Origin of the sequence: Terrabacter sp. C0L_2, assembly GCF_036352015.1 — a bacterium.
Lineage (GTDB): Bacteria > Actinomycetota > Actinomycetes > Actinomycetales > Dermatophilaceae > Terrabacter > Terrabacter tumescens.
Genome location: NZ_CP143557.1, coordinates 922,696 through 948,996, shown reverse-complemented (window position 1 = coordinate 948,996; position 26,301 = coordinate 922,696). Strand labels below are relative to the sequence as shown.

The 26,301-nt window shown below is 71.8% G+C and carries 15 protein-coding genes; 14 read left to right on the top strand and 1 reads right to left on the bottom strand.

Going from position 1 to position 26,301, the window contains the following annotated elements:
- Positions 1 to 42: 42 nt before the first annotated feature.
- From U5C87_RS04435 to U5C87_RS04380, 12 genes are all read left to right on the top strand, one after another.
- The gene (locus U5C87_RS04435) at positions 43 to 1,746 is read left to right on the top strand and encodes a serine/threonine-protein kinase (protein WP_330475432.1); all 1,704 of its coding nucleotides are present in this window, start codon (positions 43 to 45) and stop codon (positions 1,744 to 1,746) included.
- 175 nt (positions 1,747 to 1,921) lie between these two features.
- Positions 1,922 to 2,731 (top strand): hypothetical protein, encoded by an 810-nt coding sequence (locus U5C87_RS04430; protein WP_330475431.1) that lies wholly within the window; start codon positions 1,922 to 1,924, stop codon positions 2,729 to 2,731.
- Entirely contained in the window at positions 2,728 to 9,045 is a 6,318-nt protein-coding gene (locus U5C87_RS04425; protein ID WP_330475430.1) for an Ig-like domain-containing protein, read from the top strand. The genes U5C87_RS04430 and U5C87_RS04425 overlap by 4 nt, the downstream gene beginning before the upstream one ends.
- A 103-nt stretch (positions 9,046 to 9,148) precedes the next feature.
- On the top strand, positions 9,149 to 10,141 hold the full coding sequence (locus tag U5C87_RS04420) for an AAA family ATPase (RefSeq protein ID WP_030197699.1): 993 nt from the start codon (positions 9,149 to 9,151) through the stop codon (positions 10,139 to 10,141).
- Between the two features lie 46 nt (positions 10,142 to 10,187).
- Complete coding sequence (locus U5C87_RS04415) at positions 10,188 to 11,657, top strand: DUF58 domain-containing protein (protein ID WP_330475429.1); 1,470 nt, start codon at positions 10,188 to 10,190, stop codon at positions 11,655 to 11,657.
- Positions 11,654 to 14,410 (top strand): DUF3488 and transglutaminase-like domain-containing protein, encoded by a 2,757-nt coding sequence (locus tag U5C87_RS04410; RefSeq protein ID WP_330475428.1) that lies wholly within the window; start codon positions 11,654 to 11,656, stop codon positions 14,408 to 14,410. The genes U5C87_RS04415 and U5C87_RS04410 overlap by 4 nt, the downstream gene beginning before the upstream one ends.
- Positions 14,407 to 18,807: an FtsK/SpoIIIE domain-containing protein gene (locus U5C87_RS04405; protein ID WP_330475427.1), complete on the top strand. Its 4,401-nt coding sequence runs from the start codon at positions 14,407 to 14,409 to the stop codon at positions 18,805 to 18,807. The genes U5C87_RS04410 and U5C87_RS04405 overlap by 4 nt, the downstream gene beginning before the upstream one ends.
- A 273-nt stretch (positions 18,808 to 19,080) precedes the next feature.
- Positions 19,081 to 19,356, top strand: coding sequence for a WXG100 family type VII secretion target (locus U5C87_RS04400; RefSeq protein ID WP_081633740.1), 276 nt, complete (start codon positions 19,081 to 19,083; stop codon positions 19,354 to 19,356).
- 56 nt (positions 19,357 to 19,412) lie between these two features.
- A complete protein-coding gene (locus U5C87_RS04395; protein ID WP_330475426.1) occupies positions 19,413 to 19,688 on the top strand; it encodes a WXG100 family type VII secretion target in 276 nt (91 codons plus the stop codon).
- Between the two features lie 799 nt (positions 19,689 to 20,487).
- The gene (locus U5C87_RS04390) at positions 20,488 to 21,843 is read left to right on the top strand and encodes a DUF6421 family protein (RefSeq protein WP_330476656.1); all 1,356 of its coding nucleotides are present in this window, start codon (positions 20,488 to 20,490) and stop codon (positions 21,841 to 21,843) included.
- Entirely contained in the window at positions 21,840 to 22,568 is a 729-nt protein-coding gene (locus U5C87_RS04385; RefSeq protein ID WP_330475425.1) for an SDR family NAD(P)-dependent oxidoreductase, read from the top strand. Before U5C87_RS04390 ends, U5C87_RS04385 begins: the two co-directional genes overlap by 4 nt.
- A gap of 99 nt (positions 22,569 to 22,667) precedes the next feature.
- Positions 22,668 to 23,729 (top strand): threonine aldolase family protein, encoded by a 1,062-nt coding sequence (locus U5C87_RS04380; protein ID WP_330475424.1) that lies wholly within the window; start codon positions 22,668 to 22,670, stop codon positions 23,727 to 23,729.
- A gap of 108 nt (positions 23,730 to 23,837) precedes the next feature.
- Here the strand turns inward: U5C87_RS04380 and U5C87_RS04375 are convergent, their stop codons facing one another.
- Positions 23,838 to 24,476, bottom strand: a complete 639-nt coding sequence (locus U5C87_RS04375; protein WP_030197729.1) for a peroxiredoxin — start codon at positions 24,474 to 24,476, stop codon at positions 23,838 to 23,840.
- 165 nt (positions 24,477 to 24,641) lie between these two features.
- On the opposite strand from U5C87_RS04375, the gene U5C87_RS04370 reads away from it, so the two are divergent.
- Both U5C87_RS04370 and U5C87_RS04365 read left to right on the top strand, forming a co-directional pair.
- Positions 24,642 to 25,328 carry a DedA family protein gene (locus tag U5C87_RS04370; protein ID WP_330475423.1) on the top strand — a complete coding sequence of 229 codons (687 nt, stop codon included), beginning with the start codon at positions 24,642 to 24,644 and terminating at the stop codon, positions 25,326 to 25,328.
- Positions 25,329 to 25,452: 124 nt separating this feature from the next.
- Positions 25,453 to 26,283 carry a DUF4190 domain-containing protein gene (locus tag U5C87_RS04365; protein ID WP_330475422.1) on the top strand — a complete coding sequence of 277 codons (831 nt, stop codon included), beginning with the start codon at positions 25,453 to 25,455 and terminating at the stop codon, positions 26,281 to 26,283.
- Positions 26,284 to 26,301: the final 18 nt, after the last annotated feature.

Below are 26,301 nucleotides of genomic sequence, written 5' to 3'. Positions count from 1 at the left end.
CCGCACGCCCGTCCACCCCCGACCCGCGGCCGGAGGTGCGTCGTGAAGAAGGGTGCGCCCCCGAAGATCCCGGGCCTCGTCTTCGTCCAGCCGCTCGGGTCGGGCGGCTACGCCGACGTCTTCCTCTACGAGCAGCAGAGCCCTCGCATGCCGGTTGCGGTGAAGGTGCTCAAGCCCGAGGGCCTGACCGACGCGCTGCGCCAGCAGTTCGTCGAGGAGGCCGACACGATGGCCGCCCTCGGCGACCACCCCTACATCGTCCAGGTGTTCCGTTCGGGCACCTCCGACGACGGCCGTCCGTACCTCGTCATGAAGTACTACCCGCCGCCCAACCTCGCGATGCGGGCGCGCGCCGAGCGCTTCTCGGTCGAGGACGTGCTGCGCACCGGCATCCAGCTCTCGAGCGCCGTCGAGACCGCGCACCGTGCCCACATCACGCACCGCGACATCAAGCCGGCCAACGTGCTCATCAGCGCCTACGGCGCCCCGGGCCTGACCGACTTCGGCATCGCCGGTCGTGGCGCGCGCGACGGCGACGTGGAGCCGGAGGCCACCGACGACGTCGGCGTCTCGGTGCCGTGGGCGCCTCCGGAGGTGCTCTACGGCCAGAGCAACGGCGACGAGCGCTCCGACGTCTACTCGCTCGCGGCCACGCTGTGGCAGCTCCTCGTCGGGCGTTCCCCCTTCGAGGTGCCGGGGGGCGACAACTCCGCGTATGCGTTGATGCCGCGGATCCGCAGCACCGCACCGCCCGCGACCGGGCGCCCGGACGTGCCGGCCGGCCTCGAGCGCCTGCTGGCGCAGGCGATGGCCAAGGACCCGTCGCACCGTCCCGCGTCGGCGCTGGAGTTCGCGCGCGCCCTCCAGGCCGTCGAGCAGCAGCAGCGCCTGGGCCGCACGCCGATCGTCGTGCTCGACGAGCAGGGCCACACGACCCTGGTGAGCCAGACGCAGGGCTCGCCGACGGGCCGCGGCGGTGACGACGAGGACCGCACGCGCATCAAGGCGCCGCAGACCGTCGTCGCGCAGCCGCTCGGGCCGTCGCCGACCATGCCCGACGGTGAGACCCGTCGCCGGTCCGACGCCGGTGGGCAGCGGTGGTCACCGGCCCCGGTGCCGAGCGCCGGACCGGCGCCCTCGGCGGCGCCGGTCCGCCCGGCCGCCGCGACCGACCCGGTGACGAGCCAGACGGCGCCCCTGGGCTCGGACTCCTCGGAGGAGGCGACCGTCCGTCGCGCCGCCGGCGCCGCCGGGGCGCAGGAGGCTCCGGCTCCGGCGCAGCCGCCGGTCTCGCCGCTGTCCAAGCCCCCCGTGCTCTGGGGCCTGGCCGCCGGGGTCGTGGTGCTCGTCGGTCTCGTCGTGTTCCTCCTGCTGCGTGGAGGTGGCGGCGGAGCACCGGAGCCCGCCCTGCCGTCGCCGAGCGCGACCGTCTCGATGCCGGGCGACGACAGCGCCATCGGCGACGGCGTCTTCGACAAGCCGACCGTCACCGCGAGGTCGGGCGCCGGGAGCGTCGGTTTCACGTGGAACTACCCGCAACCGGACAAGAAGGACACCTTCCGCCTGTCCTACGCGCCGACCGCCTCCGACGCCGGGAACCCCGAGCGCTCCAAGCTCGTCTCGGTCACGACCCGGAGCTACACGGTCAAGGCGGCCAAGGGCACGAAGGTGTGCGCCACGGTCCGCGTGTCCCGGTCGGGCCAGGTGTCGCCGGGCTCCGACGTCCAGTGCGAGACCGCGCAGTGAGGCGTGGCGCCGAACGTCTGAGTATGCCGGCGGGTGGACATCGCGCGGTCGTCGCGGCAGCCTCGACCCGGAAACCACCAAACCACCACAAGACTCCGTAACAACGCACGACTGGACATCGTTGACCGCGAAGTGCCAGTAGCGGGCGTGTCGACAGGGATTAGGGGACCTGATCGTGATCCACAGCAAGGTGACCGTCGTGTTCTGCGGCGAGGAGTACTCCGTGTCACCCGACACCGGGCTGACCATCGGTCGCACCGGCGACGTCGAGGTGGACGACAACCCCTACCTGCACCGCACCTTCCTCGTCGTCTCGTTCGAGAACGGCTTCTGGTGGATCAGCAACACCGGTTCGACCCTGACCGCGACGGTCGCCGACGAGCAGGGCCTCTTCCAGGCCTGGCTCAACCCGGGCGCGAAGATCCCGCTCGCGATGAAGAAGCTCATCGTCTGGTTCACCGCCGGCCCCACCACCTACGACTTCGAGATCCACGTGGCGAGCCCGGCCTTCCGGTCCGTCACGGCCGACCCCGCCGCAGGGTTCGACGACGAGGCCGACGACGAGGTCGGCGCGGCCACCGTCGGGCGCGTGTCGCTCACCCCCGACCAGAAGCTGCTCGTCGTCGCGCTCTGCGAGCCGTTCCTCCTGCGCCGTGAAGCGGGTACGAGTCAGATACCCTCCTCGGCCGCTGCCGCCGACCGCCTCGGCTGGACTCTCACCCGCTTCAACCGCAAGCTCGACAACGTCTGCCACAAGCTCGCCGACGCCGGCACGCGCGGCCTGCACGGCGGCGTCGGCAAGCTCGCGACCAACCGCAAGGCGCGTCTCGTCGAGCACGCGCTCTCGACCAAGCTCGTCACCGAGGGCGACCTCGCCCTCCTCGACGAGCCGCTCGGCGCCCAGGGCGCCGACACCCACACCAGCACCGCCGATGAGAAGAGGGTCGACGGCCGCAAGGTCGTCGCCGAACAGGGGAACGCATGAGCACCGCCGCCACCAAGCGACGGATCGGGGTCATCTCCACCGTCGTCGTCGCCCTCGTCGCGAGCCTGCTCGTTTGGCTCGCGACCCGCAGCGAGGGTGAGATGGTCCGCAAGGCCGACCTCAACGACGGCGGCATCTGGGTGACCAACTCGGAGCAGTCCCGCTTCGGGCGCATCAACAAGGCCGCGGGCCAGCTCGACGCCGGTGTCTACGCCGATGTGGGTGCCAGCTCGGGGCTCGACATGTTCCAGGACGGCGCGGCCGTCGTCGGCTACACCCGGGCGAGCAACCAGGTCGTCCCGATCAGCCCGTCCGAGGGCACCCTGCGCTCCGAGCAGGCCGTCCTGCTGCCCAAGGCCAGCACGGCCACCGGCAACCGCGTCTTCACCACCCCGCCCATCGACCTCCGCGGCGGCAGCATCGCGATGATCGACCCCGCCACCGGGGAGCTGCGCGCCCAGCGCGTCGACGAGCGCTCGGGCATCAGCGGACTGGACGGACTGCAGACCCAGGCCAAGCCGGTCGCCAAGGTGGGCGCCAACGCCGCCGTGGCGGTCGGGGTCGACGGCACCGTCTACGCCCTCTCGGCCGCGAAGGGCACGCTCACCGTCCTGCGGCAGAAGGGCAAGACGGAGTTCGACAAGCCGGTCACGACCGACCTGAAGTTCTCCTCGAAGTCGGCACAGGTCACGGCCGTGGGCAGCCACTGGGTCGTCTGGGACTCCGGCACCGGCAAGCTCTACTCCGACGCCCTGTCCGAGCCGCAGCAGCTGTCGATCGGCGGCGCCGAGCCCGGCAACCCCGCGTTCGCGGCGCTGCAGCAGCCGGGCCCCGACGCCGCCTCGGTCCTCATCCAGGACGAGTCGCAGCTCGCCCAGGTGTCGCTGACCGGTGACAGCCCGACCACGGGTGGCGTCAAGCTGGGCCAAGGCGCACCCGGCCAGCAGCTGCTCCTCTCGGCACCCGTCCGCCTCGCGAGCTGCATCCACGCCGCGTGGGCCGGACCGTCCAACGTCTACTACGGCCGCAACTGCGGCTCGCCGACCGACGCCGACACCGTCGACCTCGGCGCGATGAAGAAGGGCGTGCGCACCGACGGCGTCAAGCTGCGCGTCAACCGCGGCCTCATCGTGCTCAACGACCTCGACTCCGGCGACGTCTGGGACATCGACCGCGACAAGGTCAAGATCGACAACTGGAACTCGGTCATCCCGCCGCCGCAGACCGACGACAAGAACAAGAAGAAGGACGAGAACCTCCTCGACGACCAGCAGAACCGGACGCCGCCCAAGGCGCAGCCGGACGTCATGCAGGTGCGACCGGGCCGGACCTCGACCCTCCACGTGCTCGACAACGACTCCGACAGCCAGGGCTCGATCCTCGCCATCTCGCCCGGCGACGTGACGCAGCCCGACGTCGCCGGCATCACCGCCGCCCCGTCGGCCGACGGCCAGACGGTCCAGGTGACGGTGCCCGACGAGGTCCGCTCCGAGGGGTTCTCGTTCAGCTACACCGTCAACAACGGGACGACGGCCAAGAACGGCCGTGCCACCGCCAAGGTGACCGTCAAGATCGTCACCGACGACGTCAACTCGGCTCCCAAGCTGCGGGCCGGGCAGGCCCGCCTCGCGCAGTCGTCCTACCCCGTCGTCGCGAACGGCTCGGTGAGGGTCGGGGTCGTCGCCGACTGGCGCGACGCCGAGAACGACCCGATCCAGGTGACGCCGGTCGACGTCGAGACGACGGGCGTCGACGGCTCCGGCGCACTGACGATCAAGGCCCAGGGTCAGAAGGGCGACCAGATCGCCAAGTACGTCGTCGACGACGGCCGCGGCGGCACCGCCCAGGCCTCGGTCGGCCTCGACGTGCTGAGCGAGGACGACACCAAGCCCGTGCGGCCGCGCACCCAGCCCGACGTCGTGCGCGCCGTCGTCGGCAAGCCGGTCCAGCTCCAGCCGCTCGGCAACGACATCGCCGGCGCCGACCCCACCGACCCCGAGGCGCGCATGCGTCTCGCGCAGGCGGTTCGCGGTCCGGGCCAGTTGCAGCTCGACTCCAACCTCGACACCGGCGTCGTCACCGTGACGGGCCAGACGCCCGGGACCTCCGTCGTGACGTACACCGCCCAGGTGGGTGCGGGCGTCGCCACCGGACGGATCCGCGTCGACATCCTGCCCGACAAGAACAACGACGCCCCGCCGGTCGCGACCCCCGACGCCGCCGTCGTGCGGGGTCAGACGCCGGTCATCGCCGACGTCCTGTCCAACGACTACAGCCCCCGCAGCGACGTCCTCGTCGTCCAGCGCGTCGAGACCTCGCAGGCGTGGCTGCGCGTGTCGATCGTCCAGGGCCGCTGGGTCCGGGTCCAGGCGACGTCCCCGGTGAGCGGCAGCCAGACCCGTCAGGGGTCGGTGCGCTACACGATCTCCGACGGCACGAAGACCGCCGTCGGCCAGCTGTCCGTCGTGCAGAAGCCCGAGCCCAAGGACAAGGTGGTGCCGACCGTCGTCGACGACCTCGCCACGGTCCGCGTCGGCGACGCCGTGACGATCCCGGCGCTCGACAACGACTCGATGAGCGAGGGCATCCCGCTCAAGCTCGCGCCGCAGGTCCGCGTGCTCTCCGGCGGTGGCCAGGCCTTCGCGTCGGGCACCGTCGTGCGCTACGTCCCTGAGGTCGGCCCCATGACCGGGCCCAGGACGGCCATCCTCGAGTACACGACCTACCCGGAGGGCCTTCGCTCGCGGGGTCAGACCGGTCGCATCACGGTGACCGTCAACCCGCTGCCCGACTCGGTGAAGTACCCCAACCAGCCGCCGCAGGCGCGCAGCTTCAGTGCCAGCGTCACGGCCGGCGACACCCTGTCGATCACGGTGCCGACGAGCGGGGTCGACCCCGACGGCGACCTGACCTTCGTCAGCGGCATCGTCGGCGGCGACAGCGGCACGGTCGACCTCAAGTTCGGCCGCGTCGTCGGCTTCGGTGCGGCGACGATCCGTTACGAGGCCTACCCGCGCAGCGCCGGCACCGAGGTGATCCGCTACCAGCTGCGCGACCGGTTCGGCGGGACGAGCGACGGTTTCGTGCGCGTCGGTGTCGTCCAGCCGGGTGACCCGCAGCCGCCGGTCGCCGTCGAGGACGACGTCGTCGCCGCTCCCGGCCGCACCGTCCGCGCCGACGTGCTCTCCAACGACCTCATCGCCGCCGGTGACTCGGTCTCGTTCGTCGACCTCTCGACCCTCAACGACGCCGACGTCCTCAAGCAGTTCTCGCGCCAGAAGGACGACTCCTTCAAGGTCGTCGTGCCCGAGGTCGGTCCGGCCAAGGTCCTGACCTACGGCATCACCAACGGCCTGTTCGACCCGTCGAAGTCGACCCTGACCGTCCGCGGGCAGAAGGACTTCAACAACCCGCCGACGGCCGTCGACGACACGGGTTCCGCCAAGCCCGGCGAGACCTCGATCGTCGTCGACGCGCTTGCCAACGACCGCGACCTCGACGGCGACCAGTCGCAGCTGAAGATCGTGAAGTTCTACGGCGACGGCGTCACCCGTGAGGGCCGCAAGCTGCGCATCGCCCTGCGTCCGCAGGCGCGCGTCGTGCCCTACGTCATCGAGGACGCCGACGGCGCCCAGGCGATGGCCCTCATCTACGTCCCGGCCGGCAACAACGGCCAGCCCTACGTCGTGTCGGGCAAGACGGTGAAGATGGGTGCGGACTCGACGGTCAAGGTGCCGCTCGGCGACTACGTCATCGACCCGCGCGGCGGCAAGGTGTCGGTCACCTCGCCCGACACCGTGTCCACCTCGCCCGACGAGAACCTCCAGTCCGCCGTCACGTCCGGGACCGAGCTGACGCTCACCTCGACGCACGGCTACGTCGGGCCGGCTGCGCTCATGCTCGAGGTGACCAACTCGACGGGACCCAGCGACAAGGCCGCGCAGAAGACGTACGTCACGATCCCGGTCCAGATCGGACCCGACGTGCCCGTGCTGCGCTGCCCCGACCACGAGGTCCTCCTCGCGGCCGACGGCCCCTCGCGCACCTTCGACATCCCGCGCCTGTGCCACGCATGGCTGCCCGACGGCCTCGATGCCGGCGCCGCCGCCTACGAGGCGACGTGGGACCCGGCCGCCGACCGCGTCGACCTCTCGCAGGTCGGGCAGGGCGGCCGCCAGGTCGTCCTCAAGGCCCAGGCCGCCGCGCAGGCCGGCACGACCGGTGCGGTGGCCATCAAGGCCAAGGGCGGCGCCGACACGTTCAAGATCAAGGTCCGCGTCACGAGCGCGCCCCCGATCGCGACGCTGCGCCCCATCACCGTCGAGGGCCTCATCGCCGGCACGAGCCGCACCGTCAACATCGCCCAGTACCTCGACAGCCCGCTGACCGCGCCGCAGTGCTCGGTGCAGGAGTCGAGCGTCGTCTCGGGCGTGGGGGTCACGGCGTCGGTGAGCGGCTGCCAGCTGACGGTCTCGGCGTCGGACAAGGCCCGCAACGACACGAAGATCTCGCTGCGCGTCCTCGATGCCCCGGGTCGCCCGGCTGCCATCGGACAGGTCACGGTCACGGTCCGCAGCAAGCCGGACCCGACGGACGCACCGGTCGCCGTCGCCGACCGCATCCTCGGCAGCACCGCCCGCGTCGACTGGCGCCCGCCGGCCTACGACGGCGGTCTGCCGATCTCGCAGTACGAGGTCATCGCCAACGGCGGCGAGGTGCGCCAGATCTGCACGAGCTCGCCCTGCACGATCACCGGCCTGACCAACGGCAAGGACTACTCCTTCACCGTCCGCTCGCAGAACGCGGTCGGCTGGTCCGACGAGAGCCCGCGGAGCAACACGGTCCGCCCCGACACCAAGCCCAAGGCGACGGTCATCACCAACGTCGTGCCGGGTGACCGCAAGCTCACCGTCAACTGGACGATGCCGCCCAACGAGGGCAGCGACGTCACCGACTACCGCGTCCAGTACACCGACATCGGCGCCAGCGCCGGCTCGGGCGGCACGGTGCCGGTCAAGGCGCCGGCACTGACGAAGGTGCTCTCGGGCCTGATCAACAACGACGCGTACAACATCCGCGTCCAGGCCAAGAACGGCGCCGGCTGGGGACCCTTCGGCCCGACGGTCAAGGCGCAGTCGTTCGGCAAGCCGGCCAACGTGCCGGCCCCGGCGCTCTCGCCGCGCACCCCGGTGCCCGGCGAGACCAACGCGCAGGTGTCGGTCTCCTGGCCGGCCACCGACCCCAACGGTCCGCCGATCACGCAGTACGACGTCTACCGTCGCACCGGGGGCGGCGCGTGGAACCTCATCGCGACCCGCTCGGGCGGCGAGTCCCGCACGGCGAGCGACACGATCCCCTACGAGGGGCAGAAGGTCGAGTACACCGTCACGGCGACGAACGGCGGTCCCGCCACGTCCGACAAGGCGAACTTCGCGTCCTACGTCGCCAACGGCTACCCCGACACCCCGACCCTGCTCACGGCGTCGACTCCGAGGGCCGACCAGACGATCGACGTCACGTTCCGGGTCGGCAGCGCGCACGCCGCCTCCTACGACCGGATCCACTGGACGACCGACGGCGTCACCGGCTCGTTCCCGTGCTCCGGCGGCAGCTGCCCGTCGGCGGGGACGACGAGGCCGCTCGACACGACGTCGCGGACCATCGCGATCCGGGCCTGCAACTCGGCCGGCTACTGCTCGCCGATGTCCAACGCCATCCGGGTGCACCCGTACGGTCCGACGCAGGGCGTACCCAACCTGCGCGAGAGCCACGACAACAACAGCATCACGTTCTCGTGGGGCACCGCCGCCAACAACGGCCGCCCGATCACCGGCTACGAGATCGACGGTGACCGCAACCAGACCGTCGACGCCGGCACGCACTCGACAACGTTCGGCGGTCTGGGCTACTCCACGACGCGCAAGATCCGCGTCCGGGCCATCGCCCAGGACTCGGGCCCCGGCCCGTGGACCGCCTACGTGTCCGGCACGACCGACCCGAAGCCGAACCCGAAGGTCGTCAGCGTCTACCACGGCACCCGGTGCGGCACGACGGGCTGCTTCGACCCCTACCAGGGCAAGGAGTGCGGCACGAACTGCTACCACATCGGCTACGAGCTGCAGAACTTCGAGGGAGCCATCAGCTGCTCGGTGAGCGGCTGGTCCCAGCCCGACAACGGCGCCGCCGGCACGCACCGACCGACGAACGGCGGCAACAACTCCGGCAAGTTCCTCGGCTATCCGGACCAAGGGGTGACCGTCACCTGCACCGGCGCGAACGGGCGGGACTCGGCGACCAAGAACCCATGGCAATGACGCCGTGGACCCGGCGCACGCCGCGCACCCCGCGACGGCACCCCGACCCGGCCACACGGCATACCCCCACTTCGATGAAACACCTGACAGGAGAACGACACCCATGACGGCCACGCCCACCACCGGTCGCATCACCCAGGAGCAGGTCACCTGGTTCGCGCACACCTTCGACCAGCTCGTCGGCAACATCGAGAAGGCCGTCCTCGGCAAGCAGCACGTGACGCGCCTCGCGCTGACCTGCCTGCTCTCCGAGGGCCACATGCTCCTCGAGGACTTCCCGGGCACCGGCAAGACCCAGCTCGCCCGCGCCCTGAGCGCGACGGTGCAGGGCACGCACAGCCGCATCCAGTTCACGCCCGACCTGCTCCCGAGCGACGTCACCGGCGTGACGATCTACGAGCCGACGAAGCAGAGCTTCGAGTTCCACCCCGGCCCGATCTTCGCGACCATCGTGCTGGCCGACGAGATCAACCGCGCCTCGCCGAAGACGCAGTCGGCGCTGCTCGAGGTCATGGAGGAGGGCCGCGTCACCATCGACGGCAAGCCGCACTCGGTCGGCGAGCCGTTCATGGTCATCGCGACGCAGAACCCCATCGAGCAGGCCGGAACGTACCGCCTGCCCGAGGCGCAGCTCGACCGCTTCCTCATGAAGGCGAGTGTCGGCTACCCCGACCACGAGGCGACCATCGCCGTCCTCGCCGACGCCAAGACGCGTGACCGCGCCAAGACGCTCAGCCCGCTCATCGCGAGCAACGTCATCGTCGAGATGAGCAAGCTCGCCGACGAGGTGCACGTCGACCCGGCGATCCTCGGCTACGTCAGCCGCATCGCCGAGGAGTCGCGCCGCCACCCGAGCCTCAAGCTCGGCCTGTCGGTCCGTGGCTGCCTCGCCTACGTGCGCTGCGCCAAGACGTGGGCGGCCAGCCAGGGTCGCACCTACGTCGTCCCGGACGACATCAAGGTGCTCGCCGAGCCGGTGCTGAGCCACCGCCTCCTGCTCGGCGCGGAGGCGCAGTTCGCCGGCACGACGGTCGAGCAGTGCATCGACCAGATCCTCGGCGACATCGCTCCGCCGGCCGAGCGCGCCTCGGCCTGAGCGCGCCCGACCGCAGCAGGATGGCAGAAGCAAGCAAGGGGACCGCATGACCCAGCAGGACCAGGGGGCCGGACCGTCGCGTCGCGGCGGCCGCTTCCGTATGCCGTCACGCAAGGGCGCGTCGGCCGGCGCCGTCGCGCCCGTGGCGGAGGCACCCACCGGCGCGACCGGTGGGCGTGCGTGGGCCGTCAGCGGCACGACGAGCCGCGGCATCCGCCAGATCACCCAGCCCATCACCCGCAGGGTCGAGCAGGTGGCGGGCCAGACCGAGGGCGTGTGGCGCCCGGTCGCCGGGATCCTGCGCTGGATCTCGCCGCTCGGCTGGACGATCCTCGCTCTCGGTGTCGTCTGCTGGGTCATCGGCGCGCGCTGGGGCTGGACCGAGCTGCTCATGGTGGCCGCGGCCGCCCTCGTGCTCTTCCTCGTCTGCTTCGTGCTCGCCCTCGGCCGCACCAAGGTCCGCATCCTCGCCGAGGTCGACCCGCGTCGTGTCGTCGTCGGCGAGCCCGCGACGGGTCGGATCCTCGTGACCAACGAGGCGCGCACCCCGATGCTGCCGATCCTCGTCGAGCTGCCCGTCGGCCTGTCGGCGGCGCGGTTCGTCCTGCCGGCGCTGACCCCGGGCAACGCGCACGAGGAGCTCTTCGTCGTCCCTACCTCGCGCCGAGGCGTCATCCAGGTCGGCCCGGCGACGACGGTCCAGGGCGACCCGCTGGGCCTCATGCGTCGCCAGCTGACGTGGACCGAGCGCACCGAGCTCTTCGTCCACCCGCGCACCGTCGCCCTCGAGTCGCTCGGCGCGGGCCTGCTGCGCGACCTCGAGGGGAGCACGACCGAGGACGTCTCGATGAGCGACCTCGCCTTCCACGCGCTGCGCGAGTACCAGCCGGGCGACGACCGCCGCTACATCCACTGGCGCAGCTCGGCCAAGGCCGGCCGCCTGCTCGTGCGCCAGTTCCTCGACACGCGGCGCTCGCACGTGACGGTCATCGTCGACCCCGACCCGGAGCAGTACCGCTCGGGCCACGGCAAGACCGGCCGGACCGACCGCGACGTCGAGCGCGACGTCATGGCGGCCAACGCCCCGACGGCCATCCAGGCCGACGTCGAGACGGCGATCTCGGTCGGCTCCTCGATCATGGTCCGCGTCATGCTCGACGAGCAGGACTGCACCATGGTCTGCGGCGACCAGAAGGTGAGCCGCGCGGTGCCGCAGGTCGGGCTCGACGCGATGTCGCGCGTCGACCCGGGACCGGTCGACCTCTTCGCGGTGAGCCTCGACGCCACCGACCTCGCCCCCGACACCTCGACCGTCTTCTTCGTCACCGGCCCGCACCGCCCGTTCATCGAGCTGCAGCGCGCGGCTGGACAGTTCCCGCCCGAGGTGACGCGCGTCATCATCGTCGTCGACCCGCTCGCCGACCACGGCCTGCGCCGCGGCGGTGGCCTGACGATCCTCACCCTGAGCGCCCTCGAGGACCTCCGTCCCCTCCTGTTCACCGGAGTCGCACGATGAGCCAGACCGGTATCTCCGCCCCGCCGCCGAGCGCGCTCGTGCAGCCCCCGAGCGCACGCGAACGCCTCGGCACCCAGCTGGCCAAGCTGCGCCCGACGGTGCCGCAGCTCGTCGACGCCGGCTTCACCGTCGTGCTCGTCGGGATCGCCCTCGTCGGTTTCCGCACGACGTTCTTCGGCCTCGGCTGGCTGTGGGTGGGTCTGGCGGGTCTGCTCGTCGGCCTGCTCGTCAGCCACGTCGGCGCCGCCTTCCGCGCCCTCGGCGTCGTGACTCTGCTCGGCGCGGCGGCCGCCTACCTGCTCCTCTGCGGTCCCATCGCCGTGCGCGAGGACCTCATCGCGGGGTTCCTGCCCTCGGGCTCGACCTTCTCGACTCTCGTGCACATGGCGGTACCGGGCTGGAAGGAGCTGCTGACGGCGCTGCCGCCGGTCGACTCCGAGGGCCCGTACATGGCGCTGCCGTTCCTCTTCGGTCTCGTCGGGGCGGCGCTCACGTACGGCGTGGCCCGGCGCTGGCCCGGCGCGGTGCTCGCTCTCGTCTCGCCGGTCGCGCTGCTCGTCGCCTCGATCGTGCTCGGCACGCAGACGCCGGCGGCCGTCCTCGTCCAGGGCGCGGTGTTCGCGCTCGTGGCCATCGGCTGGACCGCGCTGCGCAGCAACCGCAACCGGCCGGCCCTGCAGAACGGTGCCGGCCGCACCACCCGCGCGGTCACGACCGCTGGCCTGCTCGCCGTCGCGACCGTCGGCGGCTTCTTCGTCGGGCCGATGCTGCCGGGCGCCGACCAGAGCCGCACGGTCCTGCGTCCCTCGCTCGTGCCGCCGTTCGACGTCAGCCGCTACGCCTCGCCGCTCGCCGGCTTCCGCCAGTACACCGAGCCCAACAGCGCGAAGCAGTTCGACAAGACGCTCCTCACCGTCAAGGGCCTGCCGGCGAACGTGCCGCTGCGGTTCGCAGCGCTCGACTCCTACGACGGGTTCGTCTGGGGCGCGGGCAACTTCGCCAACCTCGGCGACGGCCCCGACCCCCAGGGCACGAGCTTCCGCAAGGTCGGCACCCACATCGCCGCCGAGGGTCCGGGCCGGGAGGTCACGGCCACCGTGTCGGTCCCCGCGGGCGGCTACAGCGACGTGTGGCTCCCGACCTTCGGCACGGTCACCGGACTCGACTTCGGCGGCAGCCGCAGCGACCAGCTCTCCGACGACCTGCGCTTCAACGTCGACACCAACACCGGCGTGCTCCCCGAGAAGCTCGCCACGGGCGACCAGTACACCGTGACGGCCTACGTCCAGGACCCCCCGAAGGAGCTGCCGAAGACGCTCGACGTCGCCGACGGCTCGACGGTCGACGTGTCGGCGCTGTCGTTCCTCGACGACAAGGTGACGCCGTGGACCGACCGCGTCGACGGGCAGTGGGAGAAGGTCGCGGCCGTGGCCAAGGCCCTCCAGGACGGCGCCTACACCGACGGCGGCACGCCCGGCGACTACCAGAACGTCTTCCTGCCGGGCCACAGCCTGCTGCGGATGAGCCAGTTCATGAAGTCGACGCAGCTGGCCGGCAACGACGAGCAGTACGCCGCGGCCTACGCGCTCGTCGCCAACCGGCTCGGCGTCCCGGCGCGCGTCGTCCTCGGTGCCGTCCCCGAGGCCGGTGGCGTCGTCAAGGGCAAGGACGTCCGCGCGTGGGTCGAGGTCAAGCTCGCCGACGACTCGTGGATGCCGATCCTCGCCACGCAGTTCGTCCCGGACCGCAACAAGAAGCCGCAGCAGCTGATCCGCAAGTCGGAGGAGAAGAAGACCGGGGCCCAGGTGCCGCCGCCGGCGGCCAACAACCCGCCGAGCGTGCTGCAGGGCCCGGACCAGGCGCAGAATGCGACCCAGCTGCGCAACCCGCCGAAGGACGACAACCCCCTCAACCCCGACAACTGGCCGGACTGGCTGCGCTGGCTCCTCTTCTACGTGCTCGTACCGCTCGCCGTCCTGCTCGTCGTCTACGGCGCGATCCGCGGAGCCAAGTGGCTGCGTCGCCGGCGCCGGCGCACGACCGGTGGCATGGCCACGCGGGTCACGGGTGGCTGGCGCGAGATCATCGACACCGCGCGCGACCTGCGGATGCCCGTGCCCGCCAAGGGGACCCGCATCGAGCAGGCGCGTGCGCTCGAGCTGCACGTCGACGGTCCGCCGCCGCCGAAGCCCAGCGTCGTCGTCGACGGCCAGATCATGGGAGCGCCGAGGCCGGCCCTGGATCCGTCGGTTCGCAGCACATCGAGTGGGCAGTTCGCCCCCGACAGCGACACCGAGCCCCTTCCGGCCGACCGGGGCGAAGTGCTCACTCGACCTGGCCCGGGTGTCACGACAGCTGCGAGGCCGGGTCTGGCGCTCGTGCCGGTCGCGGCCGCCGCCAACGGGCACGTCTTCGACGTCGACGAGCCGACGGCGGAGGAGGTCGACGCCTTCTGGGCCGACGTCGAGACCGCCCGCAAGCGGATCCGGGGCGAGCAGTCGTTCTGGCAGAAGCTGCGTGGCGACGTGTCGCTGCGCACCTTCCGCGACCACCTGCCCACCGGGTCGGGGCTCGGGCCGGCGCTGGCGCGCACGTCCCGCCGCCAGGGCAAGGCGGAGCCGGCCCGTCGGGGGCGGGGCGCCACCAGCAAGGCCGGCGTCGGCACGTCCGCGCCGGGTGACACGAGGGCGAGCCGGCGTGCCGGCGCAGGCCGCAGCAGCTCCACGGGTGCCGGCAAGAAGGGTGACGCGTGAAGCTGAAGTTCGTCCTCCGGTCCGGTGACCGTGAGACCGACCTCGTCGCGACGACGGACTCCGCCACCACGGTCGGGGACCTCGCCGCCTACCTCGCCGCGGCCGACCCGCACCGCTCGAGCGTGCTCGGCGTCGACGCACCGATGACGCTCGCCCTCGTCGACCAGGACATGCGGGGCCTCGACCCGCGCGCCACGGTCGCCGAGAGCGGGCTCCAGTCCGGCATGCGGGTCTCGACGACGCGCGCCGGCGAGGGCTTCGTCGACCGCGGTCGACCCGCGGCCGTCGCCTACATCCGCTCGGGACCCGACGCGGGGCGCGAGTTCCCGCTCGCCCGCGGCACGGCATACGTCGGCCGTGGACGCGGCTGCGAGGTGCAGCTGTCCGACGAGTCCGTCTCGCGCAAGCACGCCAAGCTCGTCATCCAGGAGGTCGTCGAGGTCGTCGACCTCGGCTCGGCCAACGGCATCACCGCCGGCGGGCAGCAGGTCACGCGCGCGCACCTCAAGAGCGGCGACGTCGTGCGCGTCGGCGACAGCGAGCTCGAGGTGCACCTGCAGGGCGACGGCGTCGTCAGCCGACCCGGCAGCGGCGTCCTCTCGGGTGACGCGGGCACGGTCGCCTTCTCGCGCTCGCCGCGGGTGGCGCCGCTCTTCTCGGGCCAGGAGTTCCAGGTCCCCGACCTGCCCGAGCGCGCCAAGCTCAACCCGATGCCGCTCGTCGCGATGATCGTGCCGTTGCTCATGGGCATCGTCATGTACCTCATCACCCGCAGCGCCTTCTCGATCATCTTCATGCTGATGATGCCGATGATGATGGCCGGCACGTACTACGAGGCCCGTCGCCAGCAGAAGAAGGAGTTCGCGCAGGCGATGCAGGACTTCCGCGAGGACCTCGAGCTGCTCTCGCAGCGCATCCGCGGGTCGCTCGAAGTCGAGGGGCGGACCCGGCGCGGCGAGCACCCGAGCGGCGTCGACTGCCTCACCGCCGTCCGCGACCGCAGCGCCCTGCTCTGGACCCGCCGCCGCGACGGCCACGGCTACGGCGAGCTCAGGCTCGGCCTCGGTACCCGCCCGTCCCGCTCCGCGATCAAGATGCCGGCCGTCGGCCGCTCCAAGGCCGAGGCCTGGCTCGCGGTCTCCGAGGAGCTGAGCGGTCTCGAGGTCGTCCACGACGTACCCGTCGTCGCCACGCCGCTGACCGACGGCGCCGTCGGCATCGCCGGCCAGCGTGCCGCCGCCCTGGGCGCGGCCCGCTCGTTCGTGCTCCAGACCGCGTCGCTGCACTCGCCGGCCGAGCTCGCCGTCTGCTCGTTCGCCTCGGGCAGCTCCGCCCGCGACTGGGACTTCCTCAAGTGGCTCCCGCACACCACCTCGCCGCACAGCCCGATCGGGGTCGACCACCTCGCCGCCAGCGCCCCCGGGTGCTCGGCGCTCGCGGACGCGCTCGAGGACATCGTCGAGGCCAAGGGCACCGGCAAGGAGCAGGAGCAGGCCGTCGCCGAGCGGCCCACCGTCCTCGTGCTCGTCGAGAGCGACGCCCCCATCGACCGCAGCCGCCTCGTCGCGATCGCCGAGCGCGGCCACCGGCACGGCATCGTCGTCCTCTGGGTCGCCGAGACGCAGCAGCTGCTCCCGGCCGCGTGCCAGACCTTCCTCGTGGTGGCCGACGACCAGAGCTCGCTCGCCGGCTACGTCCACGCCGGCGAGGAGGTGCAGCCCGTCGCCGTCGACGCCATCTCCTACGACGAGGCGATGGCCTGCGCCCGCCAGCTCGCGCCCGTCGTCGACGCAGGTGTGCCCGTCGACGACGCCAGCGACCTGCCCCGCGCCGTCTCGCTGCTCACGCTCGCCGGCACCGACCTCGCGAGCTCCGAGCAGGCGGTCATCGAGAAGTGGGGCGAGTCGCGCTCCATCCTCACCGGTCCGTACGCGCCGGCGGTCCTGCCGCGCAAGCCCGGCAACCTGCGCGCCATCGTCGGCCAGTCGAGCCAGGGCACCTTCTCGGTCGACATCCGCAGCGACGGCCCGCACGCGCTCGTCGGCGGCACGACCGGCGCCGGCAAGTCCGAGCTGCTCCAGGCCTGGATCCTCGGCATGGCCGCGGCCCACTCACCGCAGCGCGTCACCTTCCTGCTCGTCGACTACAAGGGTGGCTCGGCCTTCCGCGACTGCGTCAAGCTGCCGCACACCGTCGGCCTCGTCACCGACCTCTCGCCCCACCTCGTGCGCCGGGCGCTCGCCTCGCTCGCGGCCGAGCTGCACTACCGCGAGCACCTGCTCGCGCGGCACAAGGCCAAGGACCTGCTCGAGCTCGAGCGTCGCGGCGAGGTGGAGGCCCCGCCCTCGCTCATCCTCGTCGTCGACGAGTTCGCCGCGCTCGTGCAGGAGGTGCCGGAGTTCGTCGACGGCGTCGTCAACGTCGCCCAGCGCGGACGGTCCCTCGGGCTGCACCTCATCCTCGCGACGCAGCGTCCCGCCGGTGTCATCAAGGACAACCTCCGCGCCAACACCAACCTCCGCATGGCGCTGCGCATGGCCGACGAGAACGACTCCGAGGACGTCCTCGGCTCCAAGGAGGCCGCGTTCTTCGACCCCGCCCTCCCCGGTCGTGCCGTCTCCAAGACAGGTCCCGGCCGGCTCGTGCCCTTCCAGACGGGGTATGCCGGTGGGTGGACCTCCGACGTCCCGCCGCCTCCCGACATGAAGGTCGAGACGCTCACCTTCGGGCGCGGCACCGAGTGGGAGCCCCCGCGCGTCGAGGGCGCCGACGACTCCGCCGACCTCGGCCCGACCGACATCCAGCGCCTCGTGTCGACGCTGGGACGCGCGGCGCGCGTGGCCGAGCTGCCCAAGCCGCGCAAGCCGTGGCTGCCCGACATGCGCGCGGTCTACGACCTCGCGACCCTGCCGACGCAGCGCCGCGACGACGAGCTCGTCTTCGGCATCGCCGACGACCCCGACAACCAGGCCCAGCCGGAGATCGCCTTCCGCCCCGACAAGGAGGGCAACATCGCGATCTACGGCACGTCCGGCTCGGGCAAGTCCGTCTTCCTCCGCTCGATGGCGGTCGCGGCCGGCTACACGGTGCGCGGCGGGCCCTGCCACGTCTACGGCCTCGACTTCGGCAACCGCGGTCTCGCGATGCTCGAGGCCCTGCCGCACGTCGGCTCGATCATCCCCGGCGGTGACCACGAGCGCGTCGTCCGGCTCATCCGCACCCTGCGGGCCACGATCGACGAGCGCGCCTCGCGCTACTCGGCCGTCAGTGCCGCGACGATCACCGACTACCGCCGCCTCGCCGGCCACCCCGACGAACCGCGCATCATCGTGCTCATCGACAACATGACGGCCTTCCGCCAGGCCTACGAGGTGGGCGGCCGCTTCCAGTGGCTCGACGCGCTCGCCGGTCTCGCCGCCGACGGCCGTCCCGTCGGGGTCCACTTCATCATCGCCTCCGACCAGCGCACCGGCCTGCCGACCAACCTCGCGGCCGCCGTCCAGGGCCGGATCATCCTGCGCATGAGCAACGTCGACGACTACTCCGTCTTCGGCGTCCCCGGCGACGTCCTGACGATGGCCTCGCCCCCCGGACGTGGCCTGATGTCCGGGTCCGAGGTGCAGGTCGCGGTGCTCGGCGGCTCGTCCGACGTCACGGTCCAGGCCGCCGCCATCGAGGCCTTCGCCGACGCGACGCGCAAGGCCGGCGTCAGCCAGGCACCGCCGATCGAGAGCCTCGCCGAGGTCATCCCCCTCGGCGACCTCCCGTCGGAGTTCCGCGGCCGTCCCGTCGTCGGCGTCGCCTCCTCGAGCCTCGAGCCGCACGGCTTCGACCCGAAGGGCACGTTCATCATCACCGGCCCGTCGGGGTCCGGCCGGACGACGGCGGTCGCCGCCACGGCAGCCGGCCTCTTCCGGTTCAGCTCGGCCTCGGCGCTCTACCTCATGACGCCGCGACGCAGCTCCGAGCTGCTCGACCTCGGCATCTGGGCCGAGACCGCCGTCGGCAGCGGCCCCACGTCGGACCTGGCGAGCCGGCTCGCGGCCGAGATCGAGGAGGGGCGCGTCACGAGGCCGATCGCGGTCTTCGTCGAGCGTATCGACGACCTCGCCCCGTCCGGGGCCGAGAACGCCCTGACCACGCTGGCCAAGGCCTGCGTCGACAACGACCAGCTCGTCGTCGCCGAGGGCGAGGCCGCCTTCTTCAGCAGCAACTTCGGGCTGCAGGCGCTGCTCAAGACCTCGCGCTCGGGGCTGGCCCTGCACCCGGACGGCAACGAGGGGCTCTCGGTCTTCAAGGCCAACCTTCCCGCGCTCAACCGCGCAGAGCTCCCCCCGGGCCGTGGCTTCCTCATCGAGAAAGGCAAGTTCGAGCTCGTCCAGGTGGCCCTGCCGTGACGTCTGAGAGCACGCGAAAAGCGTTGGGAGACAAGGGATCCCGAGGGTGCACGCGGCATACGCCAGCGGTGCCCGCAAGGGTGGGGAGGTCATGGGGAGTGCTCCCCATCGACACCCCCCGAGGGCTGACATAGGTTTCTGCATGTCGACGAAAGCCGCTCTTCGGACGAAGGGTGCGGACGTCGAGAAGTTTCGCAAGGCGCGGGCCTGAACGGTTGGTCCGGAAGAGAACTTCCCGAATCAGTCGGGGGAACACAGGCAAAGGAGAAGGTCATGGCTTGGCTCGGTATGAACGACGATGAGGTCAACGCCCAGGGCAACGTCCTGCAGCAGCAGGCGGAGGCCATCCAGAAGCTCATCACGAAGGTCGACCAGGAGGTCGAGTCCCTGAAGCAGAACTGGCAGGGTGACGACTCCAAGCAGTTCGAGCAGGAGTGGACCGGCACGCACCGTCCCGAGCTCCAGAAGGCCCAGAAGCTGCTCACCGAGATGAAGTCGACGATCGACCACGAGGTCCAGCAGCAGCGCAGCACCTCGTCGCAGTACTGATCGACCTCAGCTCACACATCGACCTACACACGCTTCACTTCTGAAGGGGAACTGACATGGCTGTTTACAAGAAGGGCATGAACGCCGACGCGGTGTCCGCGTCCGGTGACAAGCTCGTCGGCTACAAGGGCGAGCTCGACGGCATCGTCGAGGCCGTCAACGGCGCCGTCTCCACGATCAAGAGCAACTGGGGCGGCACGGACGCCGACCGCTTCCAGAGCGACTGGCACGGCCAGCGCCAGGTCGTGTCGGCCGCGGGCGACAAGCTCGACGCCATGGGCAAGAAGTGCAAGACCAACGCCGAGACGCAGAAGCAGACGTCGTCCAAGTGAGCCCGGCTGCTGCGTGAGCCCGGATCGGTCCGAGGCTCCGCGGCATCCGCAAGGCGCGGAGGGTGGTCGCTCCCGACAGGGGAGGAGCGGCCACCCTTTCGTGTGCCCCGGCGCACGAGGGCGCCCCACCCCTGCCGGACTGTGGGCGACGTCACGCATGGGCGAGACGAATTGGCGTCGGCGCGTCAGGAGCCCGTAGATTCTTCATCAGCAAGGCACCAACGCCGAAGTATCTCCGGACAGGAGGCCCCTCGTGAGCCTGTTTCCCCTCGTGGCCGTCACCCCCGACCGACCCGGTCTGGCCGACGCGCTGACCCGTCGCGGCGCTGTGCCCACCCCCGCCGACGCAGCCGACGTCCTCGTCGTGGACGCCGCTGCTGCCGCTGACCCGACCACGGCCGTGCAGGTGCGTGAGGCCCTGACCGCCGGCCGCGGCGTCGTCGTCCTGGGCGCCCCGAGTGCCGAGCTGGCCGGCATCGCTCCGGCCGGTGACGCCGGAGAGCTGCCCACGGGGGCCCTGCGTCCCGCCGTTCGCGTCGAGCGCGACACCGAGATCGGCGAGGACCTGCTCGCCCGCGTCGACCTCGGCGTCCTGGGCGCCACCGGCTCGCTGAGCGTCCAGGCTCCGGCCCGCGCACTGCTCGCCGCGGGCCCGGCCACCGTGGCGGCGATGGCAGCCACCCCCGAGAGTGGCCGGCTCGTCGTGCTCGCCGTGACTCCCGAGGCCGGCACGCCCGCCGGTGAGCAGTCCCTCGCGGAGCTCGTGCACAACGCCGTCTGCTTCGTCGCGCCGCGCCCCGTGCGCCGCGCCGACGACGCCACCACGCACCCGCTCGTCACCTCCGAGGCCTGGCTCGGCCTCAAGTCCGCGGTCAGCGACCTGCGCCTGCTGCAGGCGGCCGACGGCTCCGTGCCCGAGGCCGGCGACCACGAGGCCGCGGCCCGCCACGTCGGACGGCTCACGGCCGGCATCGAGGCCCTCGCGCCGCAGCTGTCGCACGACGCCGACTACCTCGAGGCCCTCGTCAAGGACTTCGGCCGCTGGGCCGACGGCGGCTTCGGCGTGCCCGACTTCTACGACTCGCTCGTGGCCTTCGCGCCGGCGCAGCACCGCGTCGACGGGCAGCTCCACCTCGTCGTCTTCCCGATGTACACCCAGAACGGCAACCCGAACCGCCAGGTCGAGGCCGTGCTGCTCGAGGTCATCTGGCCCGACTTCGTCGCCGAGCTCGAGGGTGGCGACTACTCCAACAAGCTCTTCCTGCCGATCCGCTTCCTCGACTTCACCGCGGGCTACCACACCAACTCCGCGGTGCTCTTCCCCGAGACCGTCGCGATGCGCGAGATCCCGACGTTCACCTGGGGCGGCATCTTCGCCGACCGCGAGGCCGCGCGCTTCCGTCGGGTCGTGTCGGAGGCCTCGGCCGTGACGCGCCTGTCGCTGCCGCCGGACGCCGCCCGTCTCATCGCGGACCAGGAGCTCGCCGAGCGCGCCTTCGTCATGTGGGACCTCATCCACGACCGCACCCACATGCACGGCGACCTGCCGTTCGACCCGTTCATGATCAAGCAGCGGATGCCGTACTTCCTCTACTCGCTCGAGGAGCTGCGCTGTGACCTCACGGCCTTCCGTGAGGCGGTCAAGCTCGAGGGCGAGGGCCACCCGTACGCCCGGTCGGTGCAGTATGCCGTCCTCTTCGACCGCATCTTCCGCTTCGCGATCACCGGTGACCGCACGCGCAACTACGACGGCCTCGGTGGCCAGCTGCTCTTCGCCTGGCTGCACCAGAAGGGCGTGCTGCACTGGACCGACAACCGCCTCACCATCGAGTGGGAGCGCGTGGCCGAGCCGGTGCTCGAGCTCGGCCGGATGGTCGAGGACCTCTACTGGCGCTCCATCGACCGGCCCAAGACCGCGCACTGGCTCGCGGCCTACGACCTCGTCGCGTCGGTGCTGACGCCGCACCCGCTCTCGGCGTGGGCGCGTCACCGCGAGGGCGACCTCGACGCCCTGCCGCTCGACGGGCCGCCCAAGGGCCTGACCGACGCGGTCCTGCCCGACGAGTTCCCGCTGTCGATGTTCTACGAAGCCCTGTCCAAGAAGATGAAGGGCGTCATCGAGTCGACGTCCGGCATCACCGGGGCCAGCGCGTGACGGCCTCGGGAACCGGCCCGGCCGACGCCTCGGCTGACGGCGCGCGCGTCGTCGTCGTCACCGGGGCGACCGGGGCGACGGGCCGTGCCACCTGCGCGGCCCTGCTCGCCAACGGTGAGCGCGTCGTCGCCGTCGGCCGGGACGAGGCGACCCTCGCGGCTCTTCGGGACGAGCTCGCGGGCGCCGGCGACGACCGCCTCGACACCCACCTCGAGACCCGTGTCTGCGACCTGCTCGACGGCGACGCCGTGCAGGCGCTCGCCCGCGAGGTCATCGCCGGGCACGGCCACGTCGACGCGCTCTTCCACCTCGTCGGTGGCTGGCGCGGCGGCAAGCACTTCACCTCGTCGACCGACGACGACTGGCGCTGGCTCTCGGGCAACCTTGTCGACACGCTGCGGCACACGACCCTCTCGCTGCACGACGCCCTGCTCGCCTCGGGCCGCGGGCGGGTGGCGATCGTCAGCGCGGCGGCGGCGCAGGCACCCACGGCCGGCAACGCGGCATACGCCAGCGCGAAGGCAGCGGCCGAGACGTGGCTTGCGGCGCTCGCGGACTCCTTCGGGTCCGAGGACGCGACCCCCGGTTCGGCTGCGGTCGTCGGTGTGGTGAAGTGGATCGGGAGCGGTCGCACGGCGACCAGCCCGGCGAGGATCGCCGAGTGGCTCACCGAGCTGCTCGACGGCGACGCCTCGGCTCTCAACGGCACGCGCGTCGAGCTGTAGTCGGTCCGGGTGGGCCGCCGGGACCCGCCAGCTCCGCACGACCGGCACCGCACGACCAGCACCGCACCGCCAGCTCCGCACGACCCGAGTGAGGATCCCGTGACGACCCTGCACGACCCCGACCGCCGCGGCTTCGCGTCCGACAACTACGCCGGCCTGCACCCCGAGGTGCTTGCCGCCATCGCCGACGCCAACGGCGGCCACGAGATCTCCTACGGCGAGGACGCCTACACGGCGAAGCTGCAGGAGGTCGTCGCCGGGCACGTCGGCGCCGGCGCCGTCACGTGGCCGGTCTTCAACGGCACGGGTGCCAACGTCGTGGCGCTGCAGGCACTGCTCCCGCGCTGGGGCGCCGTCGTCTGCGCCGAGACGGCGCACATCAACACCGACGAGGGCGGCGCGCCCGAGCGGATGGGCAGCATCAAGCTGCTCACCGTCCCGACGCCCGACGGCAAGCTGACCCCCGAGCTCGTCGACCGGCAGGCCTGGGGGTTCGGCGACGAGCACCGCGCGCAGCCGCTCGTCGTCTCGATCACCCAGACCACCGAGCTCGGCACCTGCTACACGCCCGCCGAGGTCAAGGCGATCGCCGACCACGCCCACTCGCTCGGCATGCGCGTGCACCTCGACGGCGCCCGCATCTCCAACGCCGCGGCCACCCTCGGCACCGACCTGTCCGCCTTCACCGGCGAGGCCGGCGTCGACGTCGTCAGCCTGGGCGGCACGAAGAACGGCGCCATGGCCGCCGAGGCGGTCGTCGTCGTGAACCCCGAGCTCGCCGCCGACCCGTCCCTGGGCCTCATCCACGTGCGCAAGCTCTCGATGCAGCTCGCGTCGAAGATGCGCTTCGTGTCGGCGCAGCTCGTCGCGCTCTACGGCAGCGACCTGTGGCTGCGGTCAGCGACGCACGCCAACGCGATGGCCGCCCGGCTGGCCGCCGGCGTCGAGCCGCTCGACGGTGTGACGGTCCAGCGCCCCGTCGAGGCCAACGCCGTCTTCGCGGTGCTCGACCGCGACGTGGCCAACGCGCTGCGCGAGAAGTTCCGCTTCTACGACTGGGACCCGGCCACCGGCGAGGTGCGCTGGATGTGCTCGTGGGACACGACCGAGGCTGACGTCGACGCGTTCCTCGCCGAGCTCCGGCGCCTCCTCGGCGCCTGAGCCGGTCGTCACGAGCACGCTTGAGCACGACAACGGAGCCCGCACCTCGTCGAGGTGCGGGCTCCGTGCTGCGTCAGACCGATGCGTCAGACCTTCGGGTCGGACCGTTCAGGCGGGGGCGTTGGTGAAGCGCAGGTAGGGCTTGACCTCGTCGACGGCGTCATCGCCGAAGCGCTCGCGCGCGTCGGCGGTCGAGACGGTCGGGGCGACGATGACCTTCTCGCCCTCGCGCCAGTCGGCGGGCGTCGAGAACGGGCCGCGGTCGGTGAGCTGCAGGGCGTCGACGGCGCGCAGGATCTCGTCGAAGTTGCGACCGACGCTCTTGGGGTAGGTCAGCGAGAGCCGGACCTTGTTGGACGGGTCGATGACGAAGACCGAGCGGACGCCCGACGTGTCGCCCTCTCCGGGGTGGATCATGTCGTAGAGCTCGGAGACCTGGCGGGAGTCGTCGGCGATGATCGGGTAGCTGACCGGGGCGCCGCCGACCTCCTCGATGTCGCCCTTCCACTCCTCGTGCTGCTCGATCGGGTCGACCGACACGGCGAGCACCTTGACGTCGCGGCGGGCCCACTCGTCCTCGAGGGCGGCGACGCGGCCGAGCTCGGTCGTGCAGACGGGGGTGAAGTCAGCGGGGTGGCTGAAGAGGACCGCCCAGCTGGCGTCCTTCCAGTCGTGGAAGCGGATCGGGCCCTCGGTGGTCGTGGCCTCGAAGTCGGGGGCGATCTCGCCCAGTCGCGGTGTTGCCATGGGTGGTCCTCTCGCGGTCGGGCGCCCGGCGCGCCCCGTCTGCTTCATTCTCACCACAAGACCGTGCATCGCGTTATGGGTGTCCAAATGTTGTGACACGCATTCAGCCAACGTCCAGCCTGGCGACGAAGACTGGGAGGCCCTTCGCCGTCCTGAGGAGCCGACGTGACCGCCCTGCTCGACACCATCACGACCCAGGTGCTGCATGCACCGGTCTGGCTCGTGCTCCTCGTCGTGGGCGGCGTCGTCTTCGTGGAGGACGCGATCTTCGTCGGCTTCGTCGTCCCCGGCGAGACCGTCGCGATCCTCGGCGGCGTGGCCGCCTCGCTCGGTCACGTGCCGCTCGCGGCGGTGCTCGTCGTCGTCGTGGTGGCCGCCATCGTCGGTGACAGCGTCGGCTTCGAGGTCGGCCGCCACCTCGGCGGCCGGGTCGTGCAGCTGCGGGCCTTCGACCGGCACCGCGACCGCATCGACCGCGCGCAGGGCTTCCTCGGTCGTCGCGGTGGGGCCGCGGTCTTCCTCGGCCGGTGGACCGCGTTCCTGCGAGCCGTCATGCCGGCGCTGGCCGGCATGTCGAAGATGCACTACCCGACCTTCCTCGCCTGGAACGCGGCTGGGGCCATCGCGTGGGGGAGCGTCGTCGTCACGGCGGGCTACCTCGCCGGCCAGTCCTACGCCCGCGTCGAGACGTGGCTCGGTCGCGGCGCCGCCGTCGCCGTCGGGCTCGTCGTCGTCGCGGCGCTCGTGGTGTGGCAGGTCCGCCGCCACCGCGGCGAGGGCGACTCGACGGGTGGCGACGCCGGCTCCGCGGAGCGCAGCGAGGCCCCTTCGCGTATGCCGTCCGCCGGCTGACCGAGGCAGGGGCCCTTCCGCTCCCGTCCTCCACTTCTGACCGGTGTGCGGTGGTGCGTCACGATCCGGCCGCGAGGGTCCCGTTCTGCCCTTCCCGGGCGTTCTGCGTGCCATGCTCCATCGCGTGACGATCGACCTCCCGCCCCCGAGTGGCGCGCCGCACCCCGTGCCGAACCCGCGGTCCACCGACGCGGTGCCGCCGCCGTATGCCGTCCAGCCGGGTCACCCTGACCACCCGGGCTTCCCGGGTCAGCCGGGGTTGACCGGCCAGCCGGGGTTCACCGGTCAGCCCGGCCAGCCCGGCCAGCCCGGCCAGCCGGGACTGCCGTGGATGCCGGCGGGACCGGTCGGTCGCAACGGCTTGGCGGTGGCCGCCCTGTGCTGCGGGATCGGTGCGTTCCTGCCGCTCGTCGGCGTGGTCGCAGTCGTGCTCGGCATCGTCGCCCTCAACCAGCTGCGCAGCGGCTTCCAGCGCGGTCGGGGCATGACCGTCACGGGCATCGTCCTCGGCGTCCTCGGCACGCTCGCCTGGGCCTTCTTCATCGTCGCCGTGGTCACCGGGGTCGATGAAGAGCCGGTGCGCTCGGCGTCCGGACAGGTCGCCGGCCAGTCGAAGGTCTTCGTCGACAAGCTCCGGGCCGGGGACTGCTTCTCGGGCGGCCGCACCGACCAGATCGACCTCGTCACCGCCATCCCCTGCTCGTCGCCGCACGAGAGTCAGGTGGTCGCGATCTTCGACCTGCCGGACGGGCCCTACCCCGGGGAGGGCAAGGTCACCGACGCCGCCGAGAAGGGCTGCACCGACAAGATGGACCCGCTGGTCAACGACCGTGCCCACGCCGACCTGGACCCGTCGTTCATCTACCCCGACGCGGACACTTGGCGCGGTGACCGATCGGTCTTCTGCCTCGTCGAGGCCCCGTCGGGCACCACGACCGGCTCTGCCCTCCGGTAGTCCACCCCACCCAGGCGC

Coding starts and splice junctions, on each gene's coding strand:
- U5C87_RS04420 (WP_030197699.1), top strand. CDS start 9,149: ATGACGGCCACGCCCACCACCGGTCGCATCACCCAGGAGCAGGTCACC.
- U5C87_RS04415 (WP_330475429.1), top strand. CDS start 10,188: ATGACCCAGCAGGACCAGGGGGCCGGACCGTCGCGTCGCGGCGGCCGC.
- U5C87_RS04425 (WP_330475430.1), top strand. CDS start 2,728: ATGAGCACCGCCGCCACCAAGCGACGGATCGGGGTCATCTCCACCGTC.
- U5C87_RS04410 (WP_330475428.1), top strand. CDS start 11,654: ATGAGCCAGACCGGTATCTCCGCCCCGCCGCCGAGCGCGCTCGTGCAG.
- U5C87_RS04375 (WP_030197729.1), bottom strand. CDS start 24,476: ATGGCAACACCGCGACTGGGCGAGATCGCCCCCGACTTCGAGGCCACG.
- U5C87_RS04395 (WP_330475426.1), top strand. CDS start 19,413: ATGGCTGTTTACAAGAAGGGCATGAACGCCGACGCGGTGTCCGCGTCC.
- U5C87_RS04400 (WP_081633740.1), top strand. CDS start 19,081: ATGGCTTGGCTCGGTATGAACGACGATGAGGTCAACGCCCAGGGCAAC.